We start from the raw sequence: 22,661 nt of genomic DNA on the forward strand, positions 1-22,661 counted from the left end.
CTGTCCGGTGTCACACGCCTGCGGCGGTCCGATCATCCCGATAGGGTTGATTTCATGGAAGACAACGCAGCACAGCAGCCCGACGAAAGCAACGACACCACTGCCTCCGCCGCTGCCGGGCCCGTGTCCACCAGGAATCCCGTGACGTATGCCCGGCCCGCCCTCATTGCCGGGGCCGCAGTCGCAGCGGTGTGCATCGCGCTGCTCGTGATCATCTTCGCCCTCGATACCTTCAACGCCGCCGCCTATTCGGTCTCCGGCCAGAGCGTCAGCGACGCCACGGATGAGGCCAGGGACATCCGCGAGCAGTACACCGGGGTCCGCATCGGCGGCACCATAGTGCTGCTCGTTTCCGCCGCCGTGGCCCTTGCCGGGGCCGTGGTCCTGTACCTCAACCGCGGTGCCGCCTCTGCGGAAGACGGCGACGACGATGAGGACGTCGATCTGGAGGACCTCACCAGGGACTAGGGTCCCGGCGCACGAGGCTCCTGGTCGCGTGACTGAGCGTTTGGTCGCGTGCCGTGGCGTTCACCCGTGACGAAATTCTGGCACTCACCTTGACCGAGTGCTAACGCCTTACATAGAGTCGTGGTTAGCACTCTCCCTAGGAGGGTGCTAATCACCACCGCCAGGCAGCTACCGGCACCGCGACGACGGTTTGCGCGCCTCGGCACCCCAGTCTGTTTGTCCATGAATCAGCTCATGAAAAGGAGAGTCCGAGTGTCGGTCTCGATTAAGCCTCTTGAGGATCGTATTGTTGTTCGCCCGCTCGAAGCAGAGCAGACCACGGCTTCCGGCCTGGTCATTCCGGACTCCGCACAGGAGAAGCCGCAGGAAGGCGAAGTTGTTGCAATCGGCCCCGGCCGTTTCGATGACAACGGCAACCGCGTTCCCGTTGACGTAGCCGTTGGCGACGTCGTCATCTACTCCAAGTACGGTGGAACCGAAGTCAAGACCGGCGGCAACGAGTACCTCGTGCTGTCCGCCCGCGACGTTCTGGCGATCGTCGTTAAGTAACTTCCTGGAGCCCCGCACCGCAGATCAAGCACAGCTGGATCAGCGGTGCGGGTTTTCTGTCTTGAAAGGACAAACCCATGGCAAAGCAGCTTGCGTTTAACGATGCTGCCCGCCGGTCGCTTGAGGCCGGTATCGACAAGCTCGCCAACACCGTCAAGGTGACGCTTGGCCCGCGCGGCCGCAACGTCGTACTGGACAAGAAGTGGGGCGCCCCCACGATCACCAACGACGGCGTCACCATCGCCCGCGAAGTTGAGCTGGACGACCCCTACGAGAACCTTGGCGCCCAGCTGGCCAAGGAAGTCGCCACCAAGACCAACGACGTCGCCGGCGACGGCACCACCACGGCTACCGTGCTGGCGCAGGCCCTCGTCAAGGAAGGCCTGCGCAACGTTGCTGCCGGCGCAGCTCCGGGCGAGATCAAGCGCGGCATCGAGGTTTCCGTTGAAGCCGTTGCTGCACGCCTGCTGGAGAACGCACGCGAGGTTGAGGGCACCCAGGTTGCCAGCGTTGCCTCCATCTCCGCCCAGAGCGACGAGGTCGGCGAGCTGCTGGCCGAAGCTTTCGGCAAGGTCGGCAAGGATGGTGTCATCACCATCGAAGAGTCCTCCACCACGCAGACCGAACTGGTCCTCACCGAGGGCATGCAGTTCGACAAGGGCTACCTGTCCCCGTACTTCGTCACCGACGCTGAGCGCCAGGAAGCCGTCCTCGAGGACGCCCTCATCCTGATCAACCAGGGCAAGATCTCCTCGCTGCAGGAATTCCTGCCGCTGCTGGAGAAGGCCCTGCAGGCCGCCAAGCCGCTCTTCATCATTGCTGAAGACATCGACGGCGAGGCACTGTCCACGCTGATCGTCAACCGCATCCGCGGCACCCTGAACGTTGTGGCCGTCAAGGCTCCGGGCTTCGGCGACCGCCGCAAGGCCATGCTGCAGGACATCGCGACCCTCACCGGCGCACAGGTTGTCTCCGCAGAGCTTGGCCTGAGCCTGGACACCGTTGGCCTCGAGGTCCTGGGTACGGCCCGCCGTATCACGGTCACCAAGGACAACACCACCATTGTTGACGGTGCAGGATCCGCGGAAGACGTTGCAGCCCGCGTGGCCCAGCTGCGTGCCGAGCTGACCCGGACGGATTCCGACTGGGACAAGGAAAAGCTGCAGGAACGCCTGGCCAAGCTGGCCGGCGGCATCGGCGTGATCAAGGTCGGCGCAGCCACCGAGGTCGAGCTGAAGGAAAAGAAGCACCGCATCGAGGACGCCGTTTCCGCCACTCGTGCCGCCCTCGAAGAAGGCATCGTCTCCGGTGGCGGTTCCGCCCTCATCCACGCCCTCAAGGCACTGGACGAGGACGCAGCCGTCAAGGCCCTGGAAGGTGACGCAGCTGCTGCTGTCGGCATCGTCCGCCGCGCCCTGACCCAGCCGCTGCGCTGGATCGCCCAGAACGCCGGCTTCGACGGCTACGTGGTTGTTGCCAAGGTTTCCGAACTGGACAACAACCAGGGCTTCAACGCCAAGACCGGTGAATACGAGGACCTCGTCGCCGCAGGCGTCATCGACCCCGTCAAGGTGACCCGTTCGGCACTGCGCAACGCCGCATCCATCGCCGCACTGGTTCTCACCACCGAGACCTTGGTTGTCGAAAAGCCGGCCGAGGAAGACCAGCACGCAGGCCACAAGCACTAGCGGCTTGCTGAACTAGCAAAGAAAGCGGGTGCCCGGCTCAAGCCGGGCACCCGCTTTCTTTGTCCTGCCGCAGCGTGCCGTTGCTCACACATTGCCGCCGCGGAATATGGCGATCGCCGCCGAGGTTCTACTATTTATCCAATACCTGCACGGACCAGACCCGTAATGACGGGCTGGTCATCAGTTGCAACCCCTACCCGTTAGCCCCCAAGAACCCCGGTAAGAGGCGCACTCATGACCCAGCCCGAACACGACCCCTTCGGCTTCATCGGCCTCACGTATGACGACGTCCTGCTGTTGCCGGGACACACCAACGTGATCCCATCCGAGGCCGATACCTCGTCCCGCATCTCCAAACGCATCTCGGTCCAGACGCCGCTGCTCTCCGCAGCCATGGACACCGTGACGGAATCCCGCATGGCCATCGCCATGGCCCGCCAAGGCGGGCTGGGTGTTGTGCACCGCAACCTGTCGATTGACGACCAGGCCGAGCACGTGGACCGCGTCAAGCGCAGCGAGTCCGGCATGATCACCAACCCGCTGACCATCGGCCCGGAAGCCACCCTGGCTGAACTGGATGAGCTGTGCTCGCGCTACCGCGTTTCCGGCCTGCCGGTCGTTGAAGCCGATGGCCGTCTCCTGGGCATCGTCACCAACCGCGACACCCGCTTTGTGCCGGAGTCCGACTTCCCACTGCGCCGCGTCAGCGACGTCATGACTAAGATGCCACTCATCACCGGGCACGTGGGCATCAGCCGCGAGGAAGCTTCGTACAAGCTGGCCACCAACAAGATCGAGAAGCTCCCGCTGGTTGACGAGCAGGGCCGCCTCAAGGGCCTCATTACCACCAAGGACTTCACCAAGGCCGAGCAGTACCCGCTGGCAACCAAGGACGAGGAAGGCCGCCTGCGCGTTGGCGCGGCCATCGGCTTCTTCGGCGACGGCTGGGAGCGCGCCATGAAGCTCATCGACGCCGGGGTGGACGCCCTCTTCGTGGACACCGCCAACGGCCACTCCCAGGGTGTGCTGGACATGATCGCCCGCCTGAAGTCCGATCCCGTTGCCGCGCACGTGGACATCATCGGCGGCCAGGCCGCCACCCGCGAAGGCGCCCAGGCCCTGATCGACGCCGGCGCCGACGGCATCAAGGTGGGCGTGGGCCCGGGCTCCATCTGCACCACCCGCGTGGTGGCCGGCGTGGGCGTCCCGCAGATCACCGCCATCTACGAATCCGCCAAGGCAGCCATCCCGGCCGGCGTCCCGCTGATCGCCGACGGCGGCCTGCAGTACTCGGGCGACATCGGAAAGGCCCTGGTTGCCGGTGCCGACACGGTCATGCTGGGTTCCCTCCTGGCCGGCTGCGAGGAGTCCCCGGGCGAACTCATCTTCGTCAACGGCAAGCAGTTCAAGAGCTACCGCGGCATGGGCTCCCTGGGCGCCATGCAGTCCCGCGGCAAGAACACGTCCTACTCCAAGGACCGCTACTTCCAGGCCGACGTCTCCGGCGATGACAAGCTCATCCCCGAGGGCATCGAGGGCCGCGTGGCCTTCCGCGGTCCGCTGGCCTCGGTGGCCTACCAGTTGGTCGGCGGGCTGCGCCAGACCATGTTCTACACGGGCGCACCCACCATCGCCGAGCTCAAGGCACGCGGCAAGTTCGTCCGTATCACCCCGGCAGGCCTGAAGGAATCGCACCCGCACGACATCCAGATGACCGTGGAAGCCCCCAACTACGGCTCCCGCTAGAAATCAAACGCCAGTTCCCCGTGGGGCTTCCCCGCGGGGTACTGGCGTTGTGCTTGGCGACTGCCGCCGCGGATTAGGCTGATGCCATGTCCGAACTGATGCCGGCCAGAGAACCGCAGCGGAAGCTCGCGCTCCGCCCGTACGCCCGCGCCGTCGGGCAGGTTCTCAAGGTCAGTTTCAAGGCCTCGCCGGCCGCGGTCGTCATGAAGGTAGCCGGTTCGCTTATTTCCGCTACGCTGCCGCTCGTCACCACCTATTTCGCAGCGCTGACCACCACTGCCCTGGCGGCCGGTTATGCGGGGGACCCCGACGCCGGTCCGCGGGCCGTTCTGTACGTCGTCATCACTGCGGCGCTGGGGCTGTTCTGGGGCGCCTTCAGCAGCGTTGACCGCTACATCCAGCAGCTCATGAGCTTCAAGGTGGGGGCGATCGTCGGGGACCTCATGTACGAGCGCTTCCTGGCGCTGGAGTTCTGGCGCTATGACGACAAAGAGACGGTCGACCTGTATGACCGCGCCAAGCGCTTCTCGGATTCCTACGCCCGGGTCCTGGACCGCATCGCCGCCATCTTTACCCAGCTTGTGTCCGTCGTGCTGGCCATCGGGGCCCTGTTGCTCGTCAGTTGGTGGATAGCGGTGATCGTGCTGGTGGCGATCGTGCCCAGCGTGTACCTGCAGTTCAAGCTGTCCCGGGAACAGATTGCGCACTGGAACACCCAGGTGGACTCGCGCCGGCAGCGGCGGATGATCGAGACCAACCTGCTGCGCCCGCAGCACATCGCCGAAATGCGGCTCTACGGGATTGTCGGGTTCCTCATGGGCCTGCGATCCCGGCTGCGTGACCAGGACGAGCGCCGCCGGCTCGACTTCCAAAAACGCTACATCCCCAAGCAGCTGGCGGCCGATGCCCTGCAGTACGGTGCGGAGGTTGTCTCCCTCATCTGGGTGGTGGGGCAGATCATCGCCCGGGCGCAGCCAGTGGGCCAGTTCCTGTACGTCCAGCAGATCGTCAGCCGAGCGCTCTCCACAGCCAACAACCTCGTGTCCTCACTGAGCTCCATCGACGAGGACCTTGCCAACCTCAAGGACTACGAGCTGTTCATGGCCCTGCCGGTGCCTTTCGGGACCGAGCCGCCGCTTGCCCATGCCCCCGAAACCGTGGAAATGCAGGACATCCGCTTCAGCTACACCGGCAGCGACATCGAGGTCATCAAAGGCGTTTCCCTGACCATCAGGCAGGGCCAGCACATTGCGATCGTTGGCGAGAACGGTGCGGGAAAGTCCACCCTGATCCGGATCCTCGCCGGACTCTACCGGCCCGACTCCGGTCAGGTGATGCTCGACGGCGTTGACCTCGCCGCCGTCGACGTCATGTCCTGGCACCGCCACCTGGCGGTGCTGAGCCAGGAGTTCCTCAAGTACGAGTTCGCCACAGCTGCCGAGAACATCCGCTTTGGTGACGTCGATTCGCCCCGGGACGATGACCGGATCCGCCGGGCGGCGGGCGATGCAGAAGCGTTGGAGTTCATCAATAAGCTGCCCAACGGCCTGGACAACCATGTCAGCAACTGGATGGAGGACCCGCGCGGCCGGAAGGGCAGTGGACTCTCCGGTGGCCAGTGGCAGCGGCTCGCGATGGCCCGGAATTTCTACCGGAACGCTACCTTCATGGTGATGGACGAGCCAACCTCGGCCATTGACGCACTGGCTGAGCACCGGATCTTCACCCGGCTGTTCGCGGACCGGAGCAGCACCATCATTGCGATCAGCCACCGGCTTGCCACCATTGAGAAAGCCGACATTGTCTTCATGCTCGAGGACGGGCAGATTGTGGAACGGGGCACGCACAAGGAGCTGGTGGCACTGCGCGGCCGCTACTTCAGGATGTTCGAATCCCAGCTCAGCGTCGACGAGGCCGGCCACGGTTAGCAGGAGGACAGCTGCACTGGGATAAACTCGAGCAGTGACTTACGAGATTGAGATTGGCCGTGGCAAGCGTGGGCGTCGTGCCTACTCCCTGGATGACATCGCGATCGTCCCCAACCGTCGCACCCGTGACCCGCAGGACGTCTCTGTTTCCTGGCAGATCGACGCCTACAAGTTCGACATGCCCGTGATCGGCGCACCCATGGACTCGGTGATGTCCCCGGACAGCGCCATCGCACTGGGCCGCCTGGGCGGCCTCGGTGTCCTTGACCTCGAAGGCCTGTGGACCCGCTACGAAAACCCGCAGGCAGTGCTGGACGAAATCGCGGGCCTCGACGACGAAACCAGCAGTCCGGCCGTCACCCGCCGCATGCAGGAACTCTACAAGGCACCCATCCAGCCCGAGCTGATCCGCTCCCGGCTCGCCGAGATCCGCGCGGCCGGCGTCACTGTTGCCGGCTCCCTGACCCCGCAGCGCACGCAGGAACACTACAAGACCGTGGTCGCTGCCGGCGTCGACATTTTCGTCATCCGCGGCACCACGGTGTCCGCCGAGCACGTCTCCAAGACCCACGAACCGCTGAACCTCAAGCAGTTCATCTACGAGCTCGACGTCCCCGTGATCGTCGGCGGTGCGGCCGGGTACACGCCTGCCCTGCACCTGATGCGCACCGGCGCTGCCGGTGTCCTGGTGGGCTTCGGCGGCGGTGCCACCAGCACCACGCGCCGCGCCCTGGGCATCCACTCGCCGATGGCCTCCGCCATCTCCGACGTCGCTGCCGCCCGCCGCGACTACATGGACGAGTCCGGCGGACGCTATGTGCACGTGATCGCCGACGGCGGCATGGGCAGCTCGGGCGACATCGTCAAGGCCATCGCCATGGGCGCCGACGCCGTCATGCTCGGCAGTGCGCTCGCCCGCGCCGATGAAGCCCCCGGCCGCGGCTGGCACTGGGGCCCGGAAGCCCACCACCTCGAATCGCCGCGTGGCGACCGCGTCAACGTCGGCACTGTCGGCCCGCTGAAGGAGGTCCTCTTCGGACCGGGCCACCACACCGACGGCACCTCCAACCTGGTCGGTGCCCTGCGCCGCTCCATGGCGACCGCCGGGTACTCGGACCTCAAGGAATTCCAGCGCGTCGACGTCGTCGTCTCGCCGTACAACTAGGTTCCACCGTTCAAGAGCCCGCCCTCCTTTCGCCTGTAGCGAGGGGTGGCGGGCTCTTGTGCGTTCCGGACGCAGCGCGCCGTCGCACGCCGCGTGGAGGCCTGCCCAAGCCCGCCTGTAGCAAGTAGTGTGGGGGACTACGGGCTTTTTTGCGCGATTGGAGGCGTCCGATGAGCAGTGTCGCAAGCGGGTCGAACGGGAAGGCCGGGGCCCTCAGCCCCGAGTCCCGTGCCGCATCCATCGAGGTCCTGAAGGGCACCGGTGTCCCCGGGCAGGAACTCGACATCCTCATTGTTGGTGGAGGCGTAGTGGGCGCCGGATCGGCCCTCGACGCCGTGACGCGCGGGCTGACGGTGGGCATCGTCGAGGCCCGGGACTGGGCCTCGGGGACCTCATCGAGGTCCTCCAAGCTGATCCACGGCGGGCTCCGCTACCTGGAGATGCTCGACTTCGGGCTGGTCCAGGAAGCGCTGCAGGAACGCGGGCTCCTCATCCAGCGCATCGCTCCCCATCTGGTCCGTCCCGTTCCGTTCCTCTACCCGTTGACGCGCCGGTTCTGGGAGCGGCCCTACGTCGGTGCGGGCATCCTGCTGTACGACACCCTGGGCATCACGTCCGGCAACAGCCGCGGCGTGCCCATGCACAAGCATCTCTTCAAGCGCGGCACGCTGCGGGCGGCACCGAGCCTGAAGAACGACGCCTTCGTGGGTTCCATCCGCTACTATGACGCCCAGGTGGATGACGCCCGCCTGGTGGTGAACGTGGTCCGCACGGCGGCCCACTACGGGGCACACGCCGTCAACCGGATGCGGGTGGTCGAATTCCTCCGGGAAGGCGAGCGGGTGGTCGGCGCCAGGCTGGAAAACCAGGAGGACGGCAGCACCTTCGATGTCCGGGCGAAGCAAGTGGTCAACGCCACCGGGGTGTGGACGGATGAAACCCAGGCCATGGTCACTGAGCGCGGCCAGCTGAAGGTCCGGGCTTCCAAAGGCATCCACCTGGTGGTTCCCCGTGACCGTTTCCAGTCCACGGTCGGGCTGATCCTGCGGACCGAGAAGTCCGTGCTCTTCGTCATCCCCTGGGGCAGGCACTGGATCATCGGCACCACGGATACCGACTGGACGCTGGACAAGGCGCATCCGGCCGCGTCGAGCAAGGACATCGACTACGTTCTGGAACACGTTAACCGCGTCCTGAAGCGGCCGCTGACCCGTGAGGACGTCGAGGGCGTCTACGCGGGGCTCCGGCCGCTGCTCGCCGGCGAGAACGACTCCACCGCCAAGCTCTCCCGTGAGCACGTCGTGGCGCACCCCGTGCCGGGGCTCGTGGTGGTGGCCGGCGGGAAGTTCACCACGTACCGGGTGATGGCGAAGGACGCTGTGGACGAGGCCACCAGGGCCATGGACGAGCGCGTTCCCGCAAGCTGCACGGAGACCATTCCGCTGCTGGGCGCCGAAGGATTCAAAGCCGCGTGGAACCGCCGGGCGCGTGCGGCGGAAGAGTCCGGCGTCCACGTGGCGCGCGTGGAGCACCTGCTCAACCGCTACGGCTCACTGGCCTCGGAACTGCTTGCTCTTATCGCCAACGAACCCGGGCTCGGCGATCCGCTGCCCGGCGCCGACGACTACCTCGCGGCCGAGGTCGTCTACGCCACTACGCATGAGGGGGCGCGGCACGTCCATGACGTTCTCACCCGGCGGACCCGCATCTCGATCGAGTCCTGGGACCGGGGTGTGTCCGCGGTTCCTGTAGTCGCTAAGCTGATGGGTGACATCCTTGGCTGGAGCGAAGCGCAGCGGGAAAGCGAAATCAGGCACTATCTGGCACGGGTCGAAGCCGAGCGGCTCAGCCAGCAGCAGCCCGACGACGAATCCGCGGATGCCGCGCGCATGGGGGTGGATGACATCATTCCCCTGCGCTGACAGGCAATGGACCCGGCCGGGAGGCCGTACTGGAGGGAAACGACGTGGCTGAACCACTGGATCCGTATGATGCCGAACTGACCACACCGGATACCGTGGTTCTTGAGCTTGTTGCCGTGGACAAGATTGACGCCGCCGCGCAGCTCGCGGAACGTCTCCATGCCGCCGGGCGGATTTCCAACCTCGAAGGCTTCCTCGAGCAGGTACATTCCCGCGAACACCAGCTGGCCACCGGCCTGCCCGGCGGGATCGGCCTGCCGCATGCCCGCAGCGAGTACGTGTCCAAGATCTCCATCGCAGTCGGCGTTACCAAGTTCGGCCACGCACTGGACTTCGGCGCCAGCGACGGTCCGGCCACGCTTGTCCTTCTCATCGCCACGCCGGCCAGTTCGTTCTCCGACCACCTGGAAGTACTGGCCACGCTGGCAAGGTCCCTGTCCAAGGAATCCTTCCGCGAATCCCTGCGGCGCGCCCACGACCCCGAGGTCATCTCCGAATTGATCAACTCAAGTCTCGTCTTCTTCGACCACTGAGAAGTGGGGCAGGCCCTATTCATGTCGACTTCGTCGCCACGTAGGGACCCGGCTGCCCCACTCTCGTTTCGTTGTTCTACAGCCGGACAAAGTACCTTTAAGGGGTGTTGAAAACCGCGTTGAAACCCCGCTGGATCGCAGGACTGGTCTTTGCGCTCCTCCTGTCCGGGGTGTTCGTGCTGCTCAGCCAATGGCAGTTCGGCCGGTCCACACAGAGCGAAGCGCCCGTTTCCTCCACGGTGGACGAGGTCAAGCCCCTCACCACGGTGCTCAAGCCGGGCCAGTTCTTCCCGGGGACGGTGTCAGACCAGATGGTCAGCGCCACCGGCAGCTACGACCCCGCCAAACAGGTCCTCGTCGAAGGCAGGCTGTTCGGCGGGCAGAAGGGCTACTGGGTGGTGTCGGCCTTCGCCGTCGACGGTGCCCCGACGCTGAGCGGTGCCGCGGCATCCCCGCGGACCTGGATTCCCGTGGCCCGCGGCTGGGTGGCCGATCCCGCCGATGCCGGCCCGCCGCCGTCGGGCGGCATTGAACTGAGCGGACGGCTGCTGCCGTCCGAGGCGCCGCTGCCAAACGTCGACGCCGGTCCCGGCCGGGCGTCCGCGGTCTCCGTGGCGGAACTCATCAACAAGTGGGACGTCTCCAGCTACCCGGGTTTTGTGGCCGCAAGCGCTGAAAGCTCCGGCGGCACCTCCGTTGCCGCTTCCGGACCGCTGAAGGCCCTCAATATCCCGGCCCAGCCGCCGGCCCAGCAGGTCAATTGGCAGAGCCTGTTCTATTCCGTGGAATGGGTGGTCTTCGCCGGTTTTGCCCTCTACATCTGGTGGCGGATGGTGGCCGACGACTACCGGCGCGACCTGGAGGACGAGGAGTCCGACGAGGACTCGGACAACAACGGCAGCGAGTCGCACGACGGCGTCGACAGCGGGCCCGCACAACACGTTTCAACAACCAATGAGCCAGAACAAAAGGTGCAGCAATGATTGAGCCCAAGCCGGCAGTCCAGCCCGAACAGTCCGGAGCCGCCAAGAGCAAGAAGCGGCGCTTCGGCGGCACGGAAGCCCAGATCCGCTCGGCCCTGAAGTTCTACAAGGTCCTGGCATACCTCACGGGGGCCATGCTTTTGCTGCTGTGTGCCGAGCTCGCAGCCCGCTACGGATTCGGCCTCTCTTTGTTTGCAGGCGGCACGAACGCGGTGACCGGCCAGCCGTTCGGCTTCGGTTTCGCGGATTCCGAACCGAAGGGCGTGATCGGCGGCCTGAACCTGTCCGTCACCGTGCTGATCGTGCACGGCTGGATGTACGTGGTCTACCTGATCTCGAACTTCCGCCTCTGGTCCCTCATGCGCTGGCCCTTCGCGAAGCTCATCCTGCTCGCCCTCGGCGGCGTTGTTCCGCTGATGTCCTTCATCGTGGAGAAGAAGTTCCACGCGCAGGTTGAAGCGGAGCTCGCTGCCAACCCGCAGGCCTCCAAGCGCTACTAGCAATGTGAGATCGCTAACGCGGGGGCCGTTTGCGGTCCTTGCGGAAGGTCCCAAGGTGCACCGGGGCTGCCGGGCAAAGTAGTCTAGTATGGTGACTATTCCCACCGCACCCCAGACTTCCCAGAAGCCGGTGCTGGTTGTTGACTACGGTGCCCAGTACGCGCAGCTGATTGCCCGCCGCGTCCGTGAAGCGAATGTGTACTCGGAAATTGTTCCGCACACCTTCACCACCGAGCAGCTTCTGGCCAAGAACCCCGCAGCGATCATCCTGTCCGGAGGGCCGTCGAGCGTTTACGCCGAAGGTGCTCCGAGCGTGGGCGCTGACCTTTTTGAAGCCGGCGTTCCGGTCTTCGGCATCTGCTACGGCTTCCAGGCCATGGCCAATGCCCTTGGCGGCACCGTGGCCCAGACGGGCCTCCGGGAGTACGGCGCCACCGAGGCAACCGCCGTGGGCGCAGCCCGTTCCATCCTGGCTGACCTGCCGGAATCCCAGACCACGTGGATGAGCCACGGCGACTCCGTCCACGTAGCCCCTGAGGGCTTCGAGGTTCTGGCCACGACGGCCGGCGCCCCGGTCGCGGCTTTCGCCAACGAGGAAAAGCGGCTCTACGGTGTGCAGTGGCACCCCGAGGTCAAGCACTCGGCCCACGGCCAGCAGGTCCTCGAAAACTTCCTCTTCAAGGGTGCGGGCCTGACCCCGAACTGGACCACCGGCAACATCCTCGAAGAACAGGTTGACCGCATCCGCAAGCAGATCGGCGACTCCAAGGTCATCTGCGGCCTGTCCGGCGGCGTCGACTCGGCCGTGGCAGCTGCCCTGGTGCAGCGTGCGGTAGGGGACCAGCTCACCTGCGTGTTCGTGGACCACGGTCTGCTGCGCGAAGGCGAAGCCGAGCAGGTTGAACGCGACTTCGTGGCAGCCACGGGTGTCAAGCTCTACGTCGCCAACGAGCAGGAACGCTTCCTGTCCGCGCTTGCCGGCGTCAGCGATCCCGAAACCAAGCGCAAGATCATCGGCCGGGAATTCATCCGCGCCTTCGAGGAGGCGGAGCGGGCCATCATCGCCCAGGCCGCTGCCGCCGGCGAGAAGATCAAGTTCCTGGTCCAGGGCACGCTGTATCCGGACGTCGTCGAGTCCGGTGGCGGCGAAGGCGCAGCCAACATCAAGAGCCACCACAACGTGGGCGGCCTGCCGGAGGACCTTCAGTTCGAGCTCGTTGAGCCGCTGCGGGCACTCTTCAAGGACGAGGTCCGTGCAGTCGGTGCCCAGCTGGGCCTGCCGCAGGAAATCGTCGGCCGCCAGCCGTTCCCCGGCCCCGGTCTCGGCATCCGCATCGTCGGTGAAGTCAACCAGGAGCGTCTGGACCTGCTGCGCAAGGCCGACGCGATTGCCCGGGCCGAGCTCACCGCGGCCGGCCTGGACAACGACGTGTGGCAGATGCCCGTGGTGCTGCTGGCTGACGTCCGCAGCGTCGGCGTCCAGGGTGACGGCCGTACCTACGGCCACCCGATCGTCCTGCGCCCGGTCTCTTCGGAAGACGCCATGACGGCCGACTGGTCACGCCTTCCGTACGACCTTCTCGCGAAGATCTCCAACCGGATCACCAACGAGGTGGACGGCGTGAACCGGGTGGTGCTGGACGTAACCAGCAAGCCACCGGGAACCATCGAGTGGGAATAGCATTTTGAGTGGCCGGCCTCTTCACTGAGGCTGGCCACTTCGTTTTCCGCTGTGATATGACGGCGAATTGCTGCCGGGGCAGTGTTGCGGAGCGGCCTCCAGCCGGATTCCGTTACCCTCGAACGTATGCCGGTATGGTCCAAGGCGTCTAAAGCTAGTACAGATAAGAAGGCAGTAGTTGTGTCAGTAGGTCAACGCCCGGAAGAGGGTTCTGAAGAACTCCGGAAATGGTTGTCTGGGCTCAAGCCCGTTACCGGCGCCGACACAATGCTGCGTTTCGTCAAGACGCCCGAGGGTGCCATCGATCTCAGCAACGCCCATCCCTCGGGCCTTGCGCAGCTGCTGGCCGGCCGGCGTACGCGCCTGTCCACCCTCATCCGCGACCGCCAGCAGTATCTGGTCGCCGCGCGGGCGGCCCGGAACATCCGGTCCAAGATTTTCGAACTCAGCAATGACCGCGGCATCGACGCCGGCTATCTCTCCGCCGGGACGGTCGTCTGGACTTCCGCCGTCGGCGGGAAGCCGCAGCGCGTTTCCGCCCCGGTGATGCTGACCTCTATCGTGCTCACTGTCAGGCCCGGAGAAGACGACTACGAACTCCAGCTCAGTGAGCAGGCCCGCATGAACCCGGCCCTTCTCCGCCACCTGAAAACGGTCCATGGCATCGTCTTCGATGTCCAGGCCGTGGCCCGGATGGCCTACAACACGGCGCGGCTGGACCCACAGCCGGTCCTGGACCGCATCTCCACGCTGGTGCAGCCGATCCACGGGGCCGAGGTTGAGTTCAACCTGCTCGTCACCACGTTGGCGGACCTTTCCGGCAACCTCGACGACCCCTGGATCAACCAGAGCAACCCCGTGGTGGCGGCCCTTGCCACGGCGGCCAACGGCGGACACGTGGAGCCGGAGCCGATCAAGGCCGGACGCTTCGAGGACCTCGATCAGCGCGATCCTGCCGATGAGCTGTTGCTGCTCGACGCCGACATGGACCAGCAATACGTCGTGGACGCCGTGCGCGCCGGCGATTCCCTGGTGGTCAGTGCCCCTCCGGGCAGCGGCCAGACACAGACGGCCATCAACGCCATCGGGGCCCTGGTCGGGGAGGGTAAATCCGTACTGGTGGTGGGCGACCGCCAGGCCAGCCTTGCCGGCCTCGCCACGCACTTGGAGTCCCTGGGGCTCGACTCGATGCTGTTCCGCCCCGGCAACGGTTCCACGCCGCAGCAGCTCAAGAACCAGCTTGTCCGGGCCATCATGAGGAACGAGAAGTCCCTCGAACCGCAGCTGGGGAATCTGCACAAGACCCTCACGGAGCACCGGCACGCCCTCATGGACCATGTCGCCTCCCTGCACAACGTGCGCGAGCGTTGGGGCTGCTCGCCGTACCAGGCCATGCAGTCCCTTGCCGAGCTGACGTCCATCCACCCTGCGCCCGCCACCACTGTCCGCCTCAAGCGCAGTGTGCTGGACAATATCAAGGACAGGGCGGAGCTTGCCGGACGCCTTCGCCGGGCGGCCGAGCTGGGCAGTTTCAGCCGGGCTTCGACGTCGAGCCTCTGGTACGGCGCCAGGCTGGTGACACGCAAGGAGACCGAGGAAGCCCAGCGGCTGGCGCTCTCCCTTGCCGAGAAACTTCCCCAGCTGCGGGACCGCATGAACCAGGTGGCCGAGCACGCCGAAATCCGTTTGGGCGCAAACTTCACCGAGTGGGGTGGGCAGCTCGAACTCCTGATGGCTGTCCGGGAGAGCCTGGACAAATTCACCCCCGACATTTTCGACCGCCCGGTCCACGACTTGATTTCCGCCACGGCAAGCTCCGCTTGGCGCCGGGAACATCATCTTGAAATGCCGTCCATGCAGCGCTCCCGCCTGCGCCGAGTGGCCAAAGAATACGTCCGCCCCGGCGTGCACATCGCCGACCTCCACAGCTCCCTCGTGCAAGTGCAGGAGCAACGTGCGCAATGGTCCGGGTACGCCACAACGCAGCGGCACCCGGCGGTGCCATCCGGCCTGGCCGATCTCGGGACCCTGTACCGCGAGCTGGACCGCGACTTGCGTGGTCTCGGGGATGCCCTCCAGCACACCGCCGACGGCGGAGGTCTCCACGGCACCGACTACCTTGAACTCGTGGCCCGCCTGGAAGGGCTGGTTGCAGACTCAGCCACGCTCGAAACGCTGCCAGAGCGGACACTTCTGATCGAGAACATGCGCGAGCACGGACTCGCGGAGCTGCTGACGGACCTCGCCGAGCGGGAAGTCCCGGCCGGATCCGTCGCTGCGGAGCTGGACCTCGCCTGGTGGCAGTCCGCATTGGAAGCCATGATCAGCGGGGACGACTACCTGGCAATGTCCGACGGCGATTCCCTCCGCAAGCTCGAAGCCGAGTACCGCCTCGCGGACCAGGCACACGTTGCCAGCGGCGCAGCCCGGCTACGGTGGCAGCTTGCCGAAAGGTGGCGGGCGGGCATCGCGGAGAACCCCCGCCAGGCAGAACTGCTGAAGGCACTGATCAAGGACGGCCGCGTAACACTGGCAGCCCTGAGCGCCCAGGCACCGGACCTGGTGCCTTTGCTGGTGCCCGTCTGCTCGGTCAGCCCCTATCTGCTCACCGGTGTGCTGCCGGCGGAGCAGAAATTCGATGCCGTTGTCATTATCGATGCCGAGACCACCTCGCTGCAGGCCGTGTTGCCGGCCATCGCAAGGGCAAAACAGGTAGTGGCCTTTGGCGATGCCAAGGTCGCCAACGCGCGGATATTCAGCGTCGCCGTGGAGCCGCCAGTTGCGGGCGTGGCCAGCCATGAAGCCGTGGACAGTGCCTTCAGCGCGCTGGCGCGGGTCCTGCCCACGTGGCAGCTTAACTGGGTCTACCGGGCCGTGGATGAAGACCTCGTGCTGCAGCTGAGCAAGAACTACTACGACGGTGCCCTCAGGCGCCTGCCCGACGGCCAGTCGGTGACAGGCCTCGACCGTTCCATCCTGGTGGAATACATTCCTGATGGCACGGGATTGCCTGGCGCCGACCACGAGGGCGTTGAGTCCGTGGCCGCCGAGGTCAATCGCGTGGTGGACCTGGTCTTCGAGCACGCCCGGCAGCGGCCACGCACGTCCTTGGCGGTTGTGACGGCCAGCCTGCGCCATGCCGCCCGCGTTGGCGAAGCCATCCGCCTCCAGTTGCCGAACCACCCCTCGCTGGCACCGTTCTTCGGCGCAGGGCCGGAATCCTTCCGGGTGGTGGACCTCGAGCGGGCCCAGGGCCTGGTCCGGGAACACGTCATCTTCTCGCTCGGCTACGGGCGGACACCACACGGCCGCGCGCTGCACACCTTCGGGCCGCTGTCGGTGGAAGGCGGGCGCAACCGCTTCGCACTGGCGATGACCCGTGCCAGGCGGTCCATGCACGTCCTGAGCTGCTTCCGGCCAGAGGACCTGGACCTTGACCGACTGGCCCACGGCGCGGTCGACTTCTACGAACTGCTTGACCGGGAGCTGTCCGGCAACAGCAACCTCGGGACGCCCGCGTCGAGGTCGGCCGCGAGCGAGCAAGCGCTGGGCGAGGATCCTCTTGTGGCGGACCTTGGCGAGCGGCTTCGGGCACGGGGTGCCCGCGTCTGGCATCTCTACGACGGCGCCCTGGACATTGCCGCTGCTGCCGATCCGGTCCACACCATCGGCCAGGACCACGCTGAGCTCCCCACGCCCGTGGCCATCGAATCCGACGGTACGGAACGGTACCGCCGCATGAGCGTCCGTGAGCGCAGCAGGCTCCGGCCACAGCTCCTGGAACGCATGGGGTGGCGCTACATGTCTTTGTGGACCATCGAGGTGTTCACCGACCCCTCCACGTGTGCTGACCGGATCGCAGCCTACCTGGGCCTTGAGAAGCAAACGGATCGCCGCGTGGGTGCAGCGGAGCATGGCTTCCTGGACGTGGATGTTGAACAATTGGATCTGGAAAACATGACGGCGCTTGGCAGCTACCGGGCGGCGGCAGGCTCGGAACACACGGAAGGACCGGCCGTGGAGCAGAAGCACGAACGTCATCAGGGCATCGCCGACGCCGGTGCCAACGACACGAAAAACGCAGGAGTGAAGACAGGCTTGAACGACACCGCGAGGAAAGACACGGGGGGAGTCCTGCCGAACAAGGCCTCGGAGGATGACCCGAGCCGTTGGGGCGACAATGCGGGCTATGACCACGACGCGTGGCTGAAGGAGCAGAAGCCCCCGCACTGGGGCTGATTGTTTGTCGGCAGCGCTCAACGGGGCGCTCCCGGACCGGGTCCGGCGATGGTGGCCGGGGGATTGACCAGCACGAAGAACAGCTTGCCCTGTGTCGACGCACCGGCAAGCTTTTCGGCCTGCGCAGGGCCCGCTGCCACCACCACCAGGCCGTCGGTCTCTCCGGTACCGAGCCACTGCCCGGGTTGTCCGCCCTGTGCCGAGGTCCAAAGCACCGGTACGGCAGTGGCGAGCACTTCGCTTTTCCTGGATTCCTCGAAGCCGCCGGTGCCGGTCAGTACGATCGTGATGAGATGTCCGGGGGAGAGCAGACGGATCGACGCCGGATCGGCTACTCGCAGCGGCACCGCGGCGGAGCCGGCCGGAGCGCCCGTGAGGAGCCCAGGGCCGAGGAGCTGCGCTTCGGTGGGGATCTGGCCCCTTTGCAGGGGAGCGGCGAGCTGCCTGCCGGAAAAGGCGGTGCCCGCCTGCATGGCGCCTGGCAGGGCCATGTCGGGCGGCACGTCCAGGGGCATGAGATCGGCAGCGCCCAGACTTGAACCTGCGGGAAGGTCCCGGGCCGCTGCCAGGACCTGAAGGCGTTGCTCAGAAGCCGGGGTCAGTTGATGGACGGCAATGCCTGCGGCGGCGCACAACAACAGTGCCACCATCAGGCGGCGGTTCCGGTTCAGCCAGCCACTGATTTTCCGGGGCAGTGCCATCCGGCCGGCGACGGAGATCGTCTCGCGGTACCCGGCTCCGTTCTGAAGACGGTGCGGGGTACGTGCCATCCGGCCGGACCCCGCAGACTGCTGTGGGCGCCGTGCGCCAGCCGGGGACCGTGCGGGCTGGGATGTCTGGAATCGTTGTGGCATGCAGCCACGCTAGCCAGCATCCGGCGTCGAACGGCAGGGCCCGGAGGCCCTATGTGGATAAGTAGTTGCTAGCTGGCCGCGGCAACGGGGGCCGGCGCGGCGGCAGGTGCCGCGGCGGGGGCCGGGGGTGCCGAGGGGGCGGCGGACACGGTGCTGCCCTTGGCGTCCCGGGAGTCAGTGCGGTAGAAGCCTGAACCCTTGAAGACCACACCAACGCTGTTGAACTTCTTGCGCAGGGAGCCCTGGCATTCGGGGCACTCCGTCAAGGAGTTGTCTGTGAAGGCCTGGACGATGTCAAAGGCATGGTCGCAGTCCTTGCAGGCGTAGGCATATGTGGGCACTGATGATCCTCCTCCAGGACAAAGTTCAGGTCCTGCGCTGCGGTACCGGATGTTACGGTGCCTAGCAGTCTCAGGGCCTGAGTGCCAATTCTATCATCCGGGAGGTTCGTCTCGGCCATGGAATATGCCGGTTATCACAAGCGGCAGTGTTAAGGCGCACCCGGTCCGGGATCCGCCGTCGACCCCGGACCGAGCCGGACGACGCCGGAGGGCGTCAGCGCCTCGGCCACGGGGCGGTCAAACGGCTCCGCCGGGATGGTGCCGGCAGGCAGCACTTCGCTGTCGTACACCACAGCGATGGTCGGCGGCCGGACTCCCGAACTGTCGAGGAAATCAAGAAGCCGGTCATAGTAGCCTCCGCCCTGGCCGATCCTGTTGCCGTCCCTGTCCACGGCTGTGGCAGGCAGGAAGATGCCCGCCGCGCTGGCCGCCGCCGTACTGGGAAGCCGCTCGCCAACAGGCTCGTTAATGGGGGCGTAGCTGGAGCTGACAAATGGCGTGGAGGGCGTCCAAAGGACCCAGCTGAGCTGCCGCGAGGGCTCGCACACAGGAAGGAGCACCCGGTGTCCTGCCGCATGGAGTGCAGCCATGAGCAGGAGTGTGGGTGGTTCAAAGGAAACCCCCAAGTAAACGGCAAAGGCAGCCGGGGCTCCACCGGCCCGCCCTGCTGCCCAGTCTGCGCCGTGCACGGCCACGCCTGAACCGGCATCCTCCAGTTGGGTCGGGCTAAGGGTCTTGCGGAGGCGCCGGTGCTCACTCCGGATCTCTTCCTTGGATGCCATGCTCTTCCGTTCCTTTGTACCTGGCCGCAGTCGCGGTCGGGCCCAGGGCCACGAAGAAGTGCCCCTGGACCGGTGTTTAGTTGTTGTTGTTGCCCTTCCGTTAGATTAGTCCCGTGACTTTCGACAACAATGCCGTCCGTAAGGCCGTGATTCCCGCCGCAGGGCTCGGAACCAGGTTCCTGCCCGCCACGAAAGCTATGCCAAAGGAGATGCTGCCTGTCGTGGACAAGCCGGCCATCCAGTATGTGGTGGAGGAAGCCGTCAAGGTTGGCCTGAACGACATCCTGATGATCACTGGCCGCAACAAGCGCGCCCTGGAGGACCACTTTGACCGTGTTCCCGCGCTTGAAGCCACGCTTGCGGAGAAGGGCGACACAGGCAAACTGGAGGCCATCCAGTCCGCTACAAACCTCGGCGACATCCACTACGTCCGCCAGGGTGACCCCAATGGTCTCGGCCACGCCGTCCTGCGTGCCAAGCAGCACGTGGGTAATGAGCCTTTCGCTGTGCTCCTCGGCGATGACCTCATCGATGCCCGTGAAGACCTGCTCGCCGAGATGATCGCCGTCCAGCAGAAGACCGGCGGTTCCGTTGTGGCTCTGATCGAGGTGGAACCTTCGAAGATCAGTGCCTACGGATGCGCCGACATCGAGGAAACAGATGAGGACGGCTACGTCCGCATCAAACAGCTCGTGGAAAAGCCCACCGTCGAAGAAGCCCCTTCGAATCTCGCGGTCATCGGCCGCTACGTGCTGCACCCCGCCGTGTTCGATGTGCTGGAAAACACGGCGCCGGGCCGCGGTGGTGAAATCCAGCTGACCGACGCGCTCGAAGTCCTGGCTGCGGGCCAGGGCGAAGGTTACGGCGTCTACGGCGTCGTGTTCCGCGGACGCCGCTACGACACCGGCGACAAACTCAGCTACCTGAAGGCCTGCATCGAGCTTGCTTGCGAACGTGAGGACCTTGGTCCTGAACTGCGCGGCTGGCTCCCGGGCTTTGCCTCCACGCTGAGCAAGTAGCCCCATGTGGGGCTCGGCCATCTGGCCGGTGACACTGGAGCACGGCGATCTTGCGCTTCGGCCGATCCGCTACCGCGACCGCCGGGAATGGACCGAAGTACGTTCCCGCAACAGTGAATGGCTGGCGCCGTGGGAGGCCTCCAACCCGGCGCCGGGAGGGCACCTGCCCAATTACCGGCAGATGGTGGCATCCCTCAACGAGCAGGCACGGCATGCGTCGGCGCTGCCGTTCGTGATCACGGAACGGACGCCCGGCTTCAGGAAACCAAAGATCGTGGGCCAACTGACTGTCTCCTCGATCGTATGGGGGTCCGCGATGATGGCAACCCTGGGGTATTGGGTCGACAAGGAGCGTGCCGGCCGTGGCATAGCACCGACAGCCGTGGCCTTGGCCACCGACCATTGCTTCCGGACGCTCGGGCTCCACCGCATGGAGATCAACATCCGCCCGGAAAACGCCCCCAGCCTGCGGGTAGTGGAAAAGCTTGGCTTCAGAGACGAGGGATACCGGGAGCGGTTCCTGCACATCAACGGGGAATGGGCGGACCACCGCACCTTTGCCCTCACCTCCGAGGAAGTCCCAGAAGGGATCCATGCCCGGTGGATGAAGGGCGGCGCCGGGTCTGCGTAGGGGAGCCTGGCGTCATATATCCAATCATTCGAGGACTGTGGGGCGACACACCGCATCTAATGCGGCGGCCCCTATCGAAATGCTTCTACGGTTTTGATTGTGGACTTCCCTCTCAGTAGCTCAGTGATACTCGTGGTCACTGTCGCGCTCTGGATGGTGTGGGTGGCACCCCACATTCTCAGGAACCGACGGCCGCAGCTTCAGGCCGCCGGCGCAGGGATGGCGGACACAATTGACGATGAAGCAGACGAGCCGCGCGCCGGGATGGTCCTGAAACTGGCCCCTCAGCAGGAGAAACCAATGGAGACTATGCACAGCACCGCCACCGCATTGCCCCAGGGATCCGGCGAGACTGGGCGTTTGCCTGAGGCAACGGCGGCCCCTGCAGCCTTCAAGGTCAGGTCTGGCCGGTGCGCCATTGCCCTGGCTGGACTTGGCTTCCTGCTGACGGCTGCGGTATCCGGAGTGCTGCGTATCTTCGGGCTGGGCTCCGCGGCCCTGCCGATCGCCTCGCTTCTCGGGACCTTTGGGGTTGTGGTGCTTTTGCGCCAGCTGGCCCTCCGCGATCGGCGGGTCAAGCGCGCTGCGCGCGCTGCGCGGGCTGCCGCACCGCCGGCGAAGCCGGTGACGGAACAAGCCGATGAAGCCGTTGAGCCTCCCGCGACGGAAGTGTTCGACGCCGAAGCCGGCCGCCGCGAGGGAGCCCGCCTGTCCGCCGTCGAGCTCCGCCAGGCCGCACTGGCCGTTGCCGTGGCGGCCGGTGACGATTCGGTCCGCAGCTCCCCTGACGCGAAGAGCGGAAGCTGGAAGCCGGTCGACGTCCCCAAGCCCACGTATGTCGCTGCGGCCAAAGCCCCGCGCCCCGCACCGGAACCGCTGGATCTCCCTGCGGCGCCCAAGCCGCTGGGCAAGCCGTCCCTGAAGCAGGGCACTGCCGAGCAAGCCGTTGCCACCGCGGCTACGCAGGCCCAGGCCACGGCCAAGGGCCAGAGCGCACTGGGCAACCTGGACGATGTCCTGCAGCGCCGCCGCGCCTAGCCTGGCATGACCTCCATCTTGCGTCGTTGGTGGAACCGGGTAGATCGGCCGTGAGCTCGTACGGCGGGCTGGCCGCAGCCCAGGCGGCGGGCGCGCCGAAAGCCGTGGCGCCTACTTGGGCGCGGGAAAGGACCTGCTCCCGGAACAGCGGTGCGGCTCCGATACGTTCGTGTCGTGGTTGGCAAAGCGCCGGGATAGTTTGTAGCCTAGGGACACTGGCCGCGCCACGTTGGCGCCGGCCCGGGGGCTATAGCTCAGTTGGTAGAGCGCTTCGTTCGCATCGAAGAGGTCAGGAGTTCGAATCTCCTTAGCTCCACACAGAAAGCCCTTTGACCCGCGGAAACGTTGGGTTGGAGGGCTTTTCTCTTGGCCGTTTCCGGGCCAAGCCGAGCGGCAGCGGAGGTCTTGGTGACATCAAGCCTCCAGTCGAGAGAACAGCCAGGAGTCGTAGTCTGTCCGGCTGATGCGCAGGTGCCTGCCGATTCGGTAGGCGCGAGGACCCAGGTGTTTAACCCGCCACTGGGGACGGCCATCGTAACTGCCTTGATCATCAACGCCCGCCCTCAAACGGTGGGACCTGGATCCCAGGAATAA

Annotated in this window: 18 protein-coding genes and 1 tRNA gene; 16 read left to right on the top strand and 3 right to left on the bottom strand. The window is 65.7% G+C overall.

Annotated elements, in window-relative coordinates; genetic code table 11:
* The first annotated feature begins 54 nt into the window (after positions 1-54).
* From J1902_RS04515 to J1902_RS04570, 12 genes are all read left to right on the top strand, one after another.
* Entirely contained in the window at positions 55-468 is a 414-nt protein-coding gene (locus J1902_RS04515; RefSeq protein ID WP_242701589.1) for a hypothetical protein, read from the top strand.
* A 252-nt stretch (positions 469-720) separates the two neighbouring features.
* Positions 721-1,017 carry a co-chaperone GroES gene (gene groES / locus J1902_RS04520; RefSeq protein WP_011775524.1) on the top strand — a complete coding sequence of 99 codons (297 nt, stop codon included), beginning with the start codon at positions 721-723 and terminating at the stop codon, positions 1,015-1,017.
* Positions 1,018-1,094: 77 nt separating this feature from the next.
* Complete coding sequence (groL, locus tag J1902_RS04525; protein ID WP_207615053.1) at positions 1,095-2,705, top strand: chaperonin GroEL; 1,611 nt, start codon at positions 1,095-1,097, stop codon at positions 2,703-2,705.
* A gap of 234 nt (positions 2,706-2,939) precedes the next feature.
* Positions 2,940-4,451, top strand: coding sequence for an IMP dehydrogenase (gene guaB, locus J1902_RS04530; RefSeq protein WP_207615054.1), 1,512 nt, complete (start codon positions 2,940-2,942; stop codon positions 4,449-4,451).
* A gap of 86 nt (positions 4,452-4,537) precedes the next feature.
* Complete coding sequence (locus J1902_RS04535) at positions 4,538-6,379, top strand: ABC transporter ATP-binding protein (protein WP_207615055.1); 1,842 nt, start codon at positions 4,538-4,540, stop codon at positions 6,377-6,379.
* A gap of 34 nt (positions 6,380-6,413) precedes the next feature.
* Positions 6,414-7,544: a GuaB3 family IMP dehydrogenase-related protein gene (locus tag J1902_RS04540; protein WP_207615056.1), complete on the top strand. Its 1,131-nt coding sequence runs from the start codon at positions 6,414-6,416 to the stop codon at positions 7,542-7,544.
* A gap of 170 nt (positions 7,545-7,714) precedes the next feature.
* Positions 7,715-9,466, top strand: coding sequence for a glycerol-3-phosphate dehydrogenase/oxidase (locus tag J1902_RS04545; protein ID WP_207615057.1), 1,752 nt, complete (start codon positions 7,715-7,717; stop codon positions 9,464-9,466).
* A 44-nt stretch (positions 9,467-9,510) separates the two neighbouring features.
* The gene (locus J1902_RS04550) at positions 9,511-9,999 is read left to right on the top strand and encodes a PTS sugar transporter subunit IIA (protein ID WP_207615058.1); all 489 of its coding nucleotides are present in this window, start codon (positions 9,511-9,513) and stop codon (positions 9,997-9,999) included.
* 104 nt (positions 10,000-10,103) lie between these two features.
* Entirely contained in the window at positions 10,104-10,982 is an 879-nt protein-coding gene (locus J1902_RS04555) for an SURF1 family protein (protein WP_207615059.1), read from the top strand.
* Positions 10,979-11,482 carry a DUF3817 domain-containing protein gene (locus J1902_RS04560; RefSeq protein ID WP_207615060.1) on the top strand — a complete coding sequence of 168 codons (504 nt, stop codon included), beginning with the start codon at positions 10,979-10,981 and terminating at the stop codon, positions 11,480-11,482. Before J1902_RS04555 ends, J1902_RS04560 begins: the two co-directional genes overlap by 4 nt.
* A gap of 91 nt (positions 11,483-11,573) precedes the next feature.
* Positions 11,574-13,163, top strand: a complete 1,590-nt coding sequence (gene guaA / locus J1902_RS04565; RefSeq protein WP_307794367.1) for a glutamine-hydrolyzing GMP synthase — start codon at positions 11,574-11,576, stop codon at positions 13,161-13,163.
* A gap of 126 nt (positions 13,164-13,289) precedes the next feature.
* A complete protein-coding gene (locus J1902_RS04570; RefSeq protein WP_207615062.1) occupies positions 13,290-17,402 on the top strand; it encodes a DUF4011 domain-containing protein in 4,113 nt (1,370 codons plus the stop codon).
* Positions 17,403-17,419: 17 nt separating this feature from the next.
* Here the strand turns inward: J1902_RS04570 and cpaB are convergent, their stop codons facing one another.
* From cpaB to J1902_RS04585, 3 genes are all read right to left on the bottom strand, one after another.
* Positions 17,420-18,172 (bottom strand): Flp pilus assembly protein CpaB, encoded by a 753-nt coding sequence (gene cpaB, locus J1902_RS04575; protein ID WP_207615063.1) that lies wholly within the window; start codon positions 18,170-18,172, stop codon positions 17,420-17,422.
* A gap of 152 nt (positions 18,173-18,324) precedes the next feature.
* The gene (locus J1902_RS04580) at positions 18,325-18,597 is read right to left on the bottom strand and encodes an FmdB family zinc ribbon protein (RefSeq protein ID WP_207615064.1); all 273 of its coding nucleotides are present in this window, start codon (positions 18,595-18,597) and stop codon (positions 18,325-18,327) included.
* Between the two features lie 149 nt (positions 18,598-18,746).
* On the bottom strand, positions 18,747-19,379 hold the full coding sequence (locus J1902_RS04585) for a 5-formyltetrahydrofolate cyclo-ligase (RefSeq protein ID WP_207615065.1): 633 nt from the start codon (positions 19,377-19,379) through the stop codon (positions 18,747-18,749).
* A gap of 113 nt (positions 19,380-19,492) precedes the next feature.
* On the opposite strand from J1902_RS04585, the gene galU reads away from it, so the two are divergent.
* The 4 genes from galU (at position 19,493) to J1902_RS04605 (ending at position 22,383) form a co-directional block, all read left to right on the top strand.
* On the top strand, positions 19,493-20,398 hold the full coding sequence (gene galU / locus J1902_RS04590) for a UTP--glucose-1-phosphate uridylyltransferase GalU (RefSeq protein WP_207615066.1): 906 nt from the start codon (positions 19,493-19,495) through the stop codon (positions 20,396-20,398).
* A gap of 4 nt (positions 20,399-20,402) precedes the next feature.
* On the top strand, positions 20,403-21,029 hold the full coding sequence (locus J1902_RS04595; RefSeq protein WP_207615067.1) for a GNAT family N-acetyltransferase: 627 nt from the start codon (positions 20,403-20,405) through the stop codon (positions 21,027-21,029).
* Between the two features lie 300 nt (positions 21,030-21,329).
* Complete coding sequence (locus J1902_RS04600) at positions 21,330-22,067, top strand: hypothetical protein (RefSeq protein WP_307794368.1); 738 nt, start codon at positions 21,330-21,332, stop codon at positions 22,065-22,067.
* Positions 22,068-22,310: 243 nt separating this feature from the next.
* A tRNA-Ala gene (locus J1902_RS04605) sits at positions 22,311-22,383 on the top strand.
* Positions 22,384-22,661 lie beyond the last annotated feature (278 nt).

The organism is Arthrobacter cavernae (assembly GCF_017368795.1).
In the GTDB taxonomy this organism is placed as follows: domain Bacteria; phylum Actinomycetota; class Actinomycetes; order Actinomycetales; family Micrococcaceae; genus Arthrobacter; species Arthrobacter cavernae.